Annotated in this window: 11 protein-coding genes; 3 read left to right on the top strand and 8 right to left on the bottom strand. The window is 71.2% G+C overall.

Translation table 11 applies throughout. From position 1 onward, the window contains the following. Window positions 1-50: 50 nt before the first annotated feature. Complete coding sequence (locus tag QMK34_RS24000) at window positions 51-1,193, top strand: S8 family serine peptidase (protein ID WP_326416573.1); 1,143 nt, start codon at window positions 51-53, stop codon at window positions 1,191-1,193. An 82-nt stretch (window positions 1,194-1,275) separates the two neighbouring features. Here QMK34_RS24000 and QMK34_RS23995 read toward each other — a convergent pair whose 3' ends face one another. The 6 genes from QMK34_RS23995 to QMK34_RS23970 form a co-directional block, all read right to left on the bottom strand. Beyond that, window positions 1,276-1,659 carry a hypothetical protein gene (locus QMK34_RS23995; protein WP_326416537.1) on the bottom strand — a complete coding sequence of 128 codons (384 nt, stop codon included), beginning with the start codon at window positions 1,657-1,659 and terminating at the stop codon, window positions 1,276-1,278. Further along, window positions 1,656-3,035, bottom strand: a complete 1,380-nt coding sequence (locus QMK34_RS23990; protein ID WP_326416535.1) for an alpha/beta hydrolase — start codon at window positions 3,033-3,035, stop codon at window positions 1,656-1,658. The genes QMK34_RS23995 and QMK34_RS23990 overlap by 4 nt, the downstream gene beginning before the upstream one ends. Window positions 3,036-3,069: 34 nt before the next feature. Next, window positions 3,070-4,371: a WXG100 family type VII secretion target gene (locus QMK34_RS23985; protein ID WP_326416534.1), complete on the bottom strand. Its 1,302-nt coding sequence runs from the start codon at window positions 4,369-4,371 to the stop codon at window positions 3,070-3,072. After that, the gene (locus QMK34_RS23980) at window positions 4,368-4,760 is read right to left on the bottom strand and encodes a hypothetical protein (protein WP_326416533.1); all 393 of its coding nucleotides are present in this window, start codon (window positions 4,758-4,760) and stop codon (window positions 4,368-4,370) included. Before QMK34_RS23980 ends, QMK34_RS23985 begins: the two co-directional genes overlap by 4 nt. Before the next feature lie 95 nt (window positions 4,761-4,855). Continuing rightward, entirely contained in the window at window positions 4,856-5,155 is a 300-nt protein-coding gene (locus tag QMK34_RS23975; protein ID WP_326416532.1) for a WXG100 family type VII secretion target, read from the bottom strand. Between the two features lie 15 nt (window positions 5,156-5,170). After that, window positions 5,171-5,515 carry a WXG100 family type VII secretion target gene (locus QMK34_RS23970; RefSeq protein WP_326416531.1) on the bottom strand — a complete coding sequence of 115 codons (345 nt, stop codon included), beginning with the start codon at window positions 5,513-5,515 and terminating at the stop codon, window positions 5,171-5,173. Window positions 5,516-5,745: 230 nt separating this feature from the next. Here QMK34_RS23970 and QMK34_RS23965 point away from each other — a divergent pair, with 230 nt between their 5' ends. Together QMK34_RS23965 and QMK34_RS23960 are read left to right on the top strand one after the other, a co-directional pair. Continuing rightward, window positions 5,746-6,723, top strand: coding sequence for a hypothetical protein (locus QMK34_RS23965; protein ID WP_326416530.1), 978 nt, complete (start codon window positions 5,746-5,748; stop codon window positions 6,721-6,723). A gap of 69 nt (window positions 6,724-6,792) precedes the next feature. After that, entirely contained in the window at window positions 6,793-7,350 is a 558-nt protein-coding gene (locus tag QMK34_RS23960) for a hypothetical protein (RefSeq protein WP_326416529.1), read from the top strand. Between the two features lie 98 nt (window positions 7,351-7,448). On the opposite strand, the gene QMK34_RS23955 is transcribed toward QMK34_RS23960, so the two are convergent. Together QMK34_RS23955 and eccCa are read right to left on the bottom strand one after the other, a co-directional pair. Further along, window positions 7,449-8,153, bottom strand: a complete 705-nt coding sequence (locus tag QMK34_RS23955) for a S1 family peptidase (RefSeq protein ID WP_326416528.1) — start codon at window positions 8,151-8,153, stop codon at window positions 7,449-7,451. A gap of 101 nt (window positions 8,154-8,254) precedes the next feature. Then, window positions 8,255-12,217, bottom strand: coding sequence for a type VII secretion protein EccCa (gene eccCa, locus QMK34_RS23950; protein ID WP_326416527.1), 3,963 nt, complete (start codon window positions 12,215-12,217; stop codon window positions 8,255-8,257). Window positions 12,218-12,320 lie beyond the last annotated feature (103 nt).

Genomic DNA, 12,320 nt, shown 5'->3' with positions numbered 1-12,320 from the left:
GTCGTTACGCTCGCCGCGTGAAGACGCAGGGAGGGCTGACGCTGGTGCTGATGGCGGTGTTCGCCGCGCCCGGCCCGGCGTCGGCGGCACCGCCACCGCAGGCCCAGTGCGCGAACCCGACGGGCACGTACGCCGGGGCGGTGCCGTGGGGACAGCGGCTGGTCGACCCGGCCCGCGTCTGGCCGCTGACGCGCGGCGCGGGGCAGACCGTCGCGGTCATCGGCACCGGGGTCGACGGCCGCAACGGCCAGTTCGCGCCCGGCCAGCTGCTCGGCGGCGCGGGCACGGCCGAAGACGACTGCGACGGCCGGGGCACCATCGCGGCCGGGATCGTCGGCGCACAACAGGATCCGGCCACCACCTTCGCCGGAATCGCACCCGGCGTGAAGCTCCTGCCGATCCGCTACACCCAGGCGAGCGGCGACGCGACCGCGGGCGGCGACCCCGGCGCGCTGGCCGTCGCCATCGACGCCGCCTCGGACCGCAATGCCGGGGTCATCCTGATCGCGGTGCCCGCCGCTTCGGACAGTCCAGCCCTGACCGCCGCCGTGAACCGGGCGCGCGGGCGCGGCGCGGTCGTCGTCTCACCGGCGGCGGCCACCCAACAGGGTTCCCGGACGTATCCGACGGCGACGTCCGGTGTACTCGCCGTCGGCTCGACGAACCCGGCGGGCGAGCCGGTGCAGACCGAAGCCGGGGACTACGTCGGCATCTCCGCACCGGGAGCCGAGTTGGTCAGCACGTCGGCGGGCGCGGGCGGCACCGTCGCGCACCGCTGGCCCGTGACCGACGCGGGCCTCGCGGCGGCCTACGTCGCCGGAGCGGCTGCGCTGGTCCGCGCGTACCACCCCGAGCTGACCCCGGACCAGGTCGTCACCCGGCTCACTCTCACCGCGAACCGCCCGTCCACCGGCGCGCACGACCCGCGCCGCGGCTGGGGCATGCTCGACGTCTACGCCGCGGTCTCCGCCGAGATCCCCGCCACCGCACCCGGCCCCGGCACGGCCGTCCCGAAACGCGCGCCCGGTGGCGCGATCGTCCCCGCGGGCCCCGCCGTCCGCCCGACGGCCGACCGGTTCTCCGGCGGGCTCGCCCTGGCCGGGGTCGCCCTCGCCGCCGCGGCCGGGATCACGGCCGCCGCCGTCCGCCGCGGCCGCCGCCGCCACTGGCGCCCGTCCCGCTTCCGCGCCTGACCCCAGTAGCGCACCAAGTGTCATGAAAGGGTCTTTTAGGGCAAAAATTGCCCTGAAAGACCCTTTCATGACACAGCGGGGGTCAGGGGGTGGGGGTTTCGAGGCAGCGGGTGGAGCCGACGATCGCGACGCCGCCGCCCGCGCGGGCGACGTGGACGTTGACGTCGGCGCCCTCGCGGCTGAACTGGGCGATCAGCTCGAGGGCGTTGCTGCGGTCGCGGGCCAGCCAGCCGGTCCGCTCCAGCGACGGCAGCACGACCTCCACCAGGCAGCGCTGCGCGCCTGTGGACCCGTTGAGGTGGACGCCGTACTGCCAGCAGACCAGGTGCCCGGGGTGCGTCGGGTCGCAGTCGAGCTCGCCGTCGACCGTCCGGTTCGATTCGGTGCCGAAGGAGGCCGCGACGCTGTCGATGAGGGTGGTGAGCTCCTCGGCGAGCTTGCTCAGCTCCGGGTGGTCGGTGATCACAGCGGCGACTCCAGTCTGGGGATGACCTGCTGCTGGTTGATGCCCTCGACCAGCGCCTCGCCGATGCCCCGGGGCTGGAAGGAGCCTTCGGGCGTGGTCGCGCCGCCGGTGATCACCTGGTAGATGTTGTTCCACGAGTCTGAGCCGGGCTTCAGCACGCCGCTGTGTGACTCGTAGCCCCACTGCTGCGCGCCCGAGGCGTCGCGGCCGGTCTCGAGCTGCGTCACGCCGGGGAAGGTGTCCGGATCGGCGCCGTGGCCGAAGTTCGACACCCATTCGAGGGCACGCGTGTTGCCCTGCACGGTCTCGATCGGGTCGAGCGGCGCTGTCATCGAGAACCGCTGGATCCCCGCCTGGCTCGCGGGCAGGTCGGCTGGGCTCCAGACGCCGTGGCCCATGCCCGCGCCTTCGACGTACAGCATCCGGTCGACCTTCAGGCCGAGCGTCTCGGCGGTGCCCATCACGTCGCCGCCGTAGCTGTGCGGGACGCCGGTGACGATGACCCCGTCGCCCGCGTTCGCGTGGATCTGCTGCTGCAGCTCGTCGCCGAACGCCTTGAGGTCCGGCGCCATCTTCTGCGCCATCGTCGCCGAAGCCGCGTCCAGCCCCAGGCCCTGCGGGAACTCGCCGTCGGCCCAGACGACCATCGCGGTGCGGCCGGTCGGGTCGGCGCCGGTCAGGCTCTTGCCGAGGTCGGCGTAATCCTGGAAGTTGTCGAACGAGGTGTTGATCCCCGGCACGAACAGCCCGACGTTGCGGGTGCCCGGCCGCAGCTGCCCGACGAGCTCCGCGATGCGGCCGGTGCCCGCCGGGTCGAACCGCAGGATCTGCCGGTCGTTGGCGAGGATGTCCTCGTAGAGCGAGATCCGGTGCTGCGAGCGCGCGAGCGCGCCGGCGTCCGCGTGGTCGGCCTTCAGCTGGGTCAGGACGTTTCGCTCGGCGGTCAGCGCGTCGGCGACCTTCGTGCGGTTGTCCGCGATCGCGCCTGCCCAGGCGCCGGTGCGGCCGCTCGCGCCGGACGCCGAACCCGCCGACGGCAGCGGGTCCTCGGGAAGGAGCGCGCGGTACATCGCCGCGACCTGGACGTCGGCCCGGCGGTACCCGGTCGCGCAGGCGCCGAGCCCGCTCTGAATCGTCCGGGCCCTGGTGACCTGGTCGCCGAGTCTCCCGGCGAGCTCCTTGATCATCCGCTGGTAGGAGGCGGCCGCCGGACTCGACGCCGAGACGCCGCCGAACGCGGCCGCCGGGACGTTCTCGCCGTCGAGCGCCGTTTTCGCGGCCGCGAGCGCGCCCGCGCGGGTGTCGAGTTCGCCCGCTGCCGTGTCGAGGCGATCGGGGGCGACCCGGTAACCCCCGGCCGTGGTTGCTGAAGTCACCGAGCCGACCTCCCGGTCAGTAGTGCCGTTGGAGTCAAGGAAGCTGCTCTTCGCCGATCACCGAGGGCGCCACCGGTGAGGACTGGCCCCACACGTTCTCCGTCTCGACGAGCCAGGCCGGGATGCGCCGTCCGGAGCCTTCGCCGCCGCCACCCATCCCGCCCATCGGCATCATGGGCATCATCGGCATCCCGCTCTTGGCCGCGGCCGCGCCAGCCGCACCCGCGACGCCGCCGGCGAGGCCGTTCAGCCCGTTCCCCGCGCCGCCGTCGCCGGCGAGCCCGGAGTGCGCCGCCGGCAGGTCGCCAGGACCGCCGGTGCCCATCCCGCCACCGCCGGGAATCCCGCCGCCCGTCGGCGGCGCTCCGCCGCCGATCGGGATCCCGCCACCGGAACCGCCGGTGCCCGCCGCGCCACCGCCGAGCTTGGTGCCGGGCTTCTCTTCCTTGTCGTCCTGCGGGTTCTTGCCGCTCGCCCACGGCGGGACCCGCGGCATGATCGAGCCGAAGCGCCCGAAGGCGGCGGCCGACGCGGCGGCGAGACCCGCGGTGAACATGTCGCCGAACAGCGGGCTGCTCGTCGAGCCGCCGCCGTTCGGGCCGGGGGTGATCAGGCCGGAGCCGTCGACCGGCAGCGGATGTCCGCCGCCGGGGGTGACGACCACGACGCCTGGGTCGACGAGACCGTTGGTGCCGCCCGCCGGGGCGCCGCCTCCGCCGACCACTCCGCCCGGGGGGACGGGCTTGGGCGTCACGGCGTTCGGGGACGCCGGGATGGCTTCCTCGGCGGAGGTGTAGTCACCGGCCAGTGTGGTCATCACGACGATCGCCTTGCCGTGCGCCGCGTTGGCCACGCCCGCGGCCTGCTGCTGCGCGTCGACGTTCTGGATCGCCTGCTGCCGCTGCTGGGCCGCGGCGATCATGGTCGCCGGGGAGGAGTCCGCCGGGAGCAGCGGCGGGTTCACCGCCAGGGAGAGGTCGCCGGGGGAGACGTCCGGGACGGCGACCGGCGGCGGCATCTCGGCCTTCGCCTTCACCAGCGCGTCCGCGGCGTCCTCGAGCAGGTTGTTCATGTCCGACGCGGTCTGGGCGACCTTGCGGATGCCGCCCACCAGGTCGGTGATCATGGTCTGGTACTTGTCCGCCGCGCCGCCGGTCCAGCTGCCCGAGAAGTCGGCCAGCTCGTCGGTCAGGTTCTCGGCCTGCTCGTGCAGCCCGATGCCGGTGGACTTCCACTTCTCCGCCGCGGTGCGCGCGCTGGTCGCGTCGCCAGCCTGGAGCATCGCGTACAGCTGCTGGTGCGAGTACGCGGCGAAGTTGGTGTGCGCCGTGCTCATCCGTTCTTACCCCCTTGGCCACCGGTCAGCAGATTTCCGAGCCCGGCGAGCAGCGGGTCGAGCAGGCCCGTCTCCTGCCCGGACTGGTGCAGGTCGCCCGCCACGTTCTGGTCGGCCTGCGAGTAGCCGTCGGCGACCGTGGTGGTGACGTCCTGCGCGAACGCGATCGCGCCCTTGACCTGGTCGAGCAGCCCCTGCATCTCCGCGACGGCCGCGCGGTGGGCGTCGGCGAGCGAGCCGGCCTCGCCGAACTCACCGAACAGCAGCGGGTGCTCGCCGAGGGTGAGCAGGAAATCGTTGGGCCTGGCCATCGCGTGGATCTGGGTTTCCAGCTCACGCACGAAATCCTTCAAGGATTCCAGATGAACGTAGTACGACTGGTCGTGCATCGATCCCGACTCTCCCGTGCCTAGGACGAATAAAGCCGGTTGGCCGGTGCGAGCGGGGGGTTCTCACACCGGCCAAACGACGTCATGGGGCTGCTTCAGGCGAACATGCCCTGGTTGCGGCTCTCCAGGCTGGCCTGGAGGTCGTGGGCCTCGCTGACCTTGCCGCCGAACTGCGCGATGATCGCGACGATGTCGGCGGTCGCCTGGCGGAGCCGGGTTTCCGAGGCCCTGGCCGCTTCACCGGCGGAGCTGCCGGAGGCGTACCAGGTGGCGGTGAGCGGCTGCAGGTTCTGGTGCAGCTGCTCCAGCTGGGAGGTGAGCGCCTTGGCCTTGGCGGCCAGTGACACCGAGCTGTGCTGCAGCGCGGCGAAGTTGACTTCGACGACGTCAGCCATGGGGTTTCCTCTCGATCAGGGGTTCAGGCGGGGAATCACGTTGGCGTGCTCGAGAGCCCCGCCGACGCCCTTGAAGCTGCTGCCGGTGTCGGCGTCACCGTGGTTGTAGTTCACGTGCGTCGTGTGGACCAGGGACGACATGTTGTCGAGCTCCCTGACCGCGACGGTCATCTTCTCCTGCAGGCGGCGCTGCAGGTCCCAGAACGCGACGGCCTGGTCGCCCTTGTAGTTGCGCAGTGACTCCGTCAGCTCCGACTCCAAGCCGGCCATCGTCGTCTTGGCGTTCGACGCGGTCTCCTCGAAGCCCTGGACGGCGCGCGTCATCGCAGCCGCATCTGCCTGGAATCCCGGACTGGACATGACGGGCCACCTCCTTCTCATCTCGATGGAAATCCCGGCGGGCAGCCCGATCACGACGGCCGCCCGTTGTGAATGTCACGCTAGAAAAAGACTGGGTTCGGTCAAACGGCACAACTGCCGGTCGGGGTGACGGCACAATTGCCGACAGGGTTCTGCTGGGGTAGTCCCCACCATCGCCACGGGGGACGGCCCCAGTGTCCGGAATGGTCGTTGCCGAGATGCTGGATCCCATGTCTGACAAGGAATCCGGGGGGACCGGACTACGCACGCCGCATCGCCCGTTGATGATCTTGGCGGGGGCGATGATCCTGCTGTGCCTGCTTTCGATCGGCGGTCTGATCTTCGACGACCGCACGCTCGTCAACGCGCCGATCTGGCTCAAGCCGTTCAAGTTCACGGTGTCGATCGGGCTTTACGCGCTGACGCTGGCCTGGCTGCTTTCCCTGGTGCGGAAGGGACGGCGGTTCGGCTGGTGGCTGGGCACGGTGTTCGCGATCGGCATCGGCACGGACATGGCCCTGCTGGTCTGGCAGATGATCTTCCGGGGCCGGACGCTGCACTTCGACCAGGCCACGCGGGCCGACCTCGACATCCAGAACATCGTCGCGACGGGGGCGTTCTCGGCCTGGGGAGCGACCGCGGTCGTCGTCCTGCTGCTGATGTTCCAGCGGCTGCCCGACCGCGCGCTCGCTTCGGCGCTGCGGGCCGGGACCGCGCTGTCGGTGGCCGGGATGGGGGTGGCGATCCTGATGTTCACCCCGAACGCCGAGCAGCGGGCCCAGTTCCACGGTGGACAGAAGCCGCCGATCGTCGGCGCGCACACGGTCGGCGTCCCCGACGGCGGCCCCGGGCTGCCGGTCCTCGGCTGGAGCACGGTCGGCGGAGACCTGCGGATCCCGCATTTCGTCGGCCTCCACGCGCTACAGGCGTTGCCGATCCTCGCGCTCCTGCTGGTGGCACTGGCCCGGCGGTACCCGGTGCTGGGTTCAGACCTGGTGCGCAGGCGGCTCGTCCGCACCGCCGCGGGGGGCTACACGGGGATGCTCGCCCTGCTCACCTGGCAGGCCAAGCGCGGACAGTCGATCGTGCACCCGGACGGCCCGACGCTGCTGGCCGCCGCGGCCGTGGTCGTGGCCGTCGTGGTGTCTTTGGTGCTGTCCCTGCGGGTCCGGAACGCGGTGGAGGGCCAGCTCAGCCACGTTGGGTGAGCTGCGTCGTAGTTCGCTCGGGTACTCGAGCAAGATCGGTACGTTCTGGGCGAATCAGGGGGGTACTACGTGAGTGAAACGCGGATCGACCGGTTCCGGCGGGTGTTCGGGGTGGCGGTCGTCGCCGGTGGGGTCGCCTGCTCTTCCTCGCCGTCCGGAGGGGACGGTGCCGCCCCCAAGACGCCGGAGGTTTTCCGGGCGGTGGGGTATCGGGGGCTCACGCCTGGGATGGCCAAGGAGGCCGCGCTGGGTGGTGGGGCGCTGGCGCCCGCGCCGGTGTCCACTTTGGCTGGGTGCACGGCCTTCTCCTACGTCGGCGGGCCGGTGCCCGACGCGGCCAGGATGGCCAAGGAGACCGCCATGGACGCGAAGTACAAGGATCTGAACGACAAGGCCGATCAGGCGGACGCGAAGATCAAGAGCCAGGCTCATACGTCCGCGCAAGAGGCCGCGGAGGCGACGAGGAAGCTCGCTGACTTCACCCAGGCGATCGCCGATCGGCTGGACCTGCGGATCGCCGGGGGCAAGCTGTTCGCCGCCGCCGGGGGTGCGTCGTTCGGCAAGGACGGGCTGCGTGAGCTCGCCGCGCCTCCCGGGGTGAAAACCGCCGAGGGCATTGGCGCTTAAGCCTCAAGCGAGCATCCGTTTGACTGCCCCTGAAGGCCACCATCACGGCGTTTTACGCCGTGATGGTGGCCTTCAGGGGCAGTGTTTGCGGTGTCCGGTCAGACGCCGGTGGTGGTCTTGATCCAGCTGCGGCTCTTGGCGACGCTGGCGTAGTTCTGCGTTCCCTGGGGGTTTGAGCCCGAGTTCGAGCCTGTCGAACAGACTCCCACCTGGACGCCGCCGGAGAGCTGGGGGCCGCCGGAGTCGCCGTGCCAGGAGGCGCCGTTGATGCCCTGGCTCGCTATGGCCTGGCCGCCGAAGGCGTCCGTGCTCGTTCCGGTAACCCTGACGTTCGCCGTCTTCAGCGTGGACGAGGGCGGGCTCTGGCCCTGGGTGCGGCCCCAGCCGTAGATCTGGTTCGTCGAGCCGGTCGTGGGGTTGCCCGTGCCGAGCTTCATGTACGTCGTGCTCACCGCCGTGGTCAGGTGCAGCAGGGCGATGTCGCCGTTCGGCGACGCCTTCTGCTGGTCCACCACCGCGTTCGTGCCCTGCTGCAGGGTCACGTTGCCGACCTTGACGTGCATGCCGGGGGAGTTCAGGCAATGCTGCGCGGTCAGCACCCACTGCGGGGCGATGATCGTGCCGGAGCACTCGAACCCGCCGAACGTGGTCACGTCGTCCCAGTAGATCTGGGCGCCCCACGGCGCGGAACTGACTGTGCCGCCACCGATGATGGCGGGCTCGGACTGCGCGCTCGCGAGACCGGCTGAAGCCATGCTCAAAACAGCCGCCGCACCGGCCGCCGCCGCGATAATTCTCGACATCCGCATGTAATGTCCTTCGGCCTTGGGGAAGGGGGAATTTCACCAACCTAGGCACGGTCGGAAATTTTCGTAACCTACCGAAGTCGGTAACTGGCGCAGCGTCAGCCTTCGGTAGGTTTCGTCCAGGCGATCTGCACCAGCCCGGTGCCGTGCCGCCTGCTCACCAGGGTGCCCCGGCCCGGGGGCTGCGGGCTCGGCTTGACGTCGCCGAGCAGCACCCCCTCGTCCTTCGTCCCGGCCATCACGATGCCGGGCGAGCCGAGTTCGCGGATCCGCTGCAGCACCGGCTCGTACAGCGACCGCCCGGCGCCGCCACTGCCGCGCGCGATCACCAGGTGCAGGCCGATGTCGCGGGCCTGGGGCAGGAAGTCCAGCAGCGGCAGCAACGGGTTGCGGCCCACCGCCGCGACGAGCTCGTAGTCGTCGACCAGCACGAACAGCTCCGGGCCCTTCCACCACGAGCGGTTGCGCAACTGGTCCGGGGTGATGCCGGGGCCGGGCAGCCGGTTGCCGATCGCGGTCTTGCACTGCTCGATCAACGGCGTCAGCGCGGTCTCCGCGCCCGCGTAGCCCAGCAGGTGCTCCTCGCTGACCGCGCCCAGCAGGCCGCGCCGGTAGTCGGCGACGACGATCGCCGCCTCGTCCGGGGTGTAGCGCTCGGCGATGCCCGCCGCGATCGCCCGCAGTAGCGAGCTCTTGCCGGATTCGACGTCGCCGAACGCCAGGAAGTGCGGGTCGGTGGCGAAGTCCAGGTACACCGGGCGCAGGTTCGACTCGGCGATGCCGAGCGTGAGCTGTTTGCCGGGTCCCGCGGCCAGCGAGTCCAGCGGGACCTCCGGCGGCAGCAGCCGCACCCGGGGCGCCCGTTCGCCGTGCCACGCCTCGGAAACCCGCCGGGTCAGGTCGAGGCCGCCGGCGCCGATGGTCTCGGTGCGCTGGTCGGCGTCGATCCGGGGGAGCGCGGCGAGGAAGTGCAGCTTCTCCGCGGTGAGCCCGCGCCCCGGTGAGCCCGCGGGCACGTTCAGCGCGACCTTGCGGTCGATCATGGAGTCCGCCGGGTCGCCGAGCCGCAGCTCGAACCGGGTGCCGATGGCGTCGCGCAGCTGCGCCCGCGCCCCGATCCACTGGTTCACCGACACGACCACGTGGATGCCGAAACCGAGTCCGCGCGCGGCGAGCCCGGTGATCTGCTCCTCCAGCTGCTCGTACTCCTGCCGGATCGTCGTCCAGTTGTCGACGAACAGGAACACGTCGCCGAACTCGCGGCCTTCGGTGCTTTCGGTGAACTCCGCGCGCCGCTGGCGGAACACGCTCATCGACTCGATCCCGTTGGCGGAGAAGAACTCCTCACGCTGTTCGAGCAAAGTGGTCAGTTCCGCCACGACCCGGCGGCAGCGCTGCGCGTCGCGTCGGGTGACGTAGCCGGACACGTGCGGCAGCCCGGCGATGGGCGCCAGCGCGCCGCCGCCCATGTCCAAAATGGACAGCTGGACCTCGGCAGGGGTGTGGGTGAGCGCCAGCATCGCCGCGATGTCGCGCATCAGCGTGCTCTTGCCGCTCTGCGGCGCACCGATGATCAGCGCGTGCCCCGCCGAGCCGGAGAAGTCGGCCCACAGCATGTCGCGGCGCTGCTCGAACGGCTTGTCCACCAGGGCGACCGGGATCATCAGCTTGCCGTTGCCGCCCCAGCCGAGCGGGCACAGCCCCCGCTCGGGATCGGTGCCCAGCGGCGGCAGGAGCTGATCCAGCGTCGGCGGTTCGGCCAGCGGCGGCAGCCAGATCTGGTGCGCGGCCGGCCCTTTGCCCTCCAGCCGCGACAGCATCGCGCCGATGATCGTCTCGCCGGTGCCCTTCTCGTGTTTGCCCGGTTCTTCGACCTCGGTGGCGGGCCGCGCTGAAAGCGGTATCCGGACCGGCGCGAGGGTGAACGGCAGCACGTCGAGGCTCTGCCCGTCGCTGCGGACGACCTTGCTGCGCGGGGGAAGCTCACCGGAGACGTACGCCGCCTTGAGCCGGGTGAGGGTGTCGTTGTCGGACTTCAGGAACGCCGAACCCGGCACCGGCGGCAGCTGGTAGGCGTCGGCGACCCCCAGTACAGCGCGGCTTTCCGAGGCGGAGAACGTGCGCAGGCCGATGCGATAGGACAGGTGCGAGTCGAGCCCGCGCAGCCGTCCCTCCTCCAGCCGTTGCGAGGCGAGCAGCAGGTGGATGCCGAGGCTGCGGCCCAGCCGCCCGATCGCGACGAACAGGTCGATGAACTCCGGGCGCGAGGACAGCAGCTCGGAGAACTCGTCGATGATGACCACCAGCGAGGGCAGCGGCACCAGGTTCGCCCCGGCGTCGCGGGCCTTCTCGTAGTCGCGGACCGAAGCGTAGTTCCCGGCCGAGTGCAGCAGTTCCTGCCGCCGCAGCAGTTCGCCGTTGATCGCGTCCGCCATCCGGTCGACCAGCGAGAGGTCGTCGGACAGGTTCGTGATCACCGCGCAGGTGTGCGGCAGGCCGGTCATCCCGGCGAACGTCGCGCCGCCCTTGAAGTCGATCAGCGCCAGGTTCAGCTTTTCCGACGAATGCGTGACGGCGAGCGCGGTGACGAGCGTGCGCAGCAGCTCGCTCTTGCCGGACCCGGTGGCCCCGATGACCAGGCCGTGGGGGCCCATCCCGCCCTCGGCGGACTCCTTGAGGTCGAGCTCCACCGGCCTGCCCTCGGGGTTGACGCCCAGCGGGATCCGCAGCCGGTCGCGTGCGCTGCGCGGGGCCCAGGTCACCGCCGTGTCGGTGTCGCGCGGGTCGCCGATGCCCAGTAGCCCGGACAGGCCGAACGTCGCCGACATCGGCGTTTCGCTGACCACGGCCGAGCCCTGGTGCAGCGGGGTGAGCATCCGGGCAAGCGCTTCCGCGGCGCCCCGGTCGAGCTTGTCGGGCGTGCCGAGGAACCCGAGCCGCGCTTCGCTGCCCTCGCTGACGACCATGCCGAGCTGGTCCGGGCCCACGTGCAGGCTCAGCAGCCGTTCCGAGGACACGGACTGCGGCTGCTCGGTGCCGATCTCGAAGACGGTGACCCCGAGCCGTCCCTCCTCGGTGGCGAGCCGGGGTTCCCCGAACGCGGCCCCGCCGTCGACCAGTACCACGATGTGCGGCTGGTCCGTCCGCGAAGTGGGACCGCGGGTGAACGCGGGCCGCTCCCCGAGGTCGGCGCCGAGCAGGTCGGCCAGTGTCGGCAGGTCGTCGGCCACCAGCCGCCGCGGCCCGGTCGCGTCGGCCGAGGACGCCGCCGTCGCGTGCGGCAGCCACTTCGCCCACTCCCAGTCGTGCAGCCGGTCGGGCTTGACGCACAGCGCGACACGCAGGTCGGTGGGGGAGTGAAAAGTCGCCAGCTGGGTGAGCAACGCCCTGGCCATGCCGACGGTCTCGGGCCGCCTGCCGGAAAGCGTGACGCGCGCGAACGACCGCAGCGACACCGCCACCGGCAGCCCCTCGACCGTGGAATAGGTGCGGATGAAGTGCTTGAGACTGGTCGAGCAGACCGGGTCGAGGTCCTCCAGCGGCACGGTCTGCGGCGCCTTCAGCGGCGTGGCCAGCCGTTGCGGCCCGGTGCCCAGCCGGATCTGGCCGAACTGCGGGTCGGCGCGGCGGCGGTCCCACAGCTTCCCGGCCTCCACATAGGCCCAGAGGTCGGCCGGGTCCGGCTGACGGGTGATCATCGCCGCCCGCTGGCCGTCGGCGATGTCCCGTACCTGGCCGCGGAGGCCGGTGAGGTAGCGCTGGTAGTCGCGGCGCTCCTCGTTGATCTGCGCTTTCTTCGCCATCCCGCCCCGGCCCAGCGACATCACCACCATGCCGCCCATCGCGGTGATGAACAGCGCGCCGAAGATCCAGGTCATCACCCCGCCGTCGCGTCCGATGTAGACGAACGACATCGCGCCCATGCCCAGCATCATGGGCAGGAACATCATCAGCTGCATCAGCCCCCCGGAGCCGCTCTTCGGCAGCATCGGCGGGGACTGCAGGACGATCTCGCCGGGCAGTTCGCCGAGCGCGGGCAGGCGATCGTGGGACAGGCTCATCAACAGTCTTTCCGGGTGCTTGTGGGTAATCCGCCCGTCCATTTTCGCTATTTAGGACGCCATCGCGGTGGGTACTTTTGCCGTCCGCCCGAGCTGGGGTGCG

Origin of the sequence: Amycolatopsis sp. H20-H5 (assembly GCF_035828755.1) — a bacterium.
Classification (GTDB): domain Bacteria; phylum Actinomycetota; class Actinomycetes; order Mycobacteriales; family Pseudonocardiaceae; genus Amycolatopsis.
The sequence above is the reverse complement of the archived record's forward strand: the minus strand, read 5'-3'. Positions and strand labels throughout refer to the sequence as shown.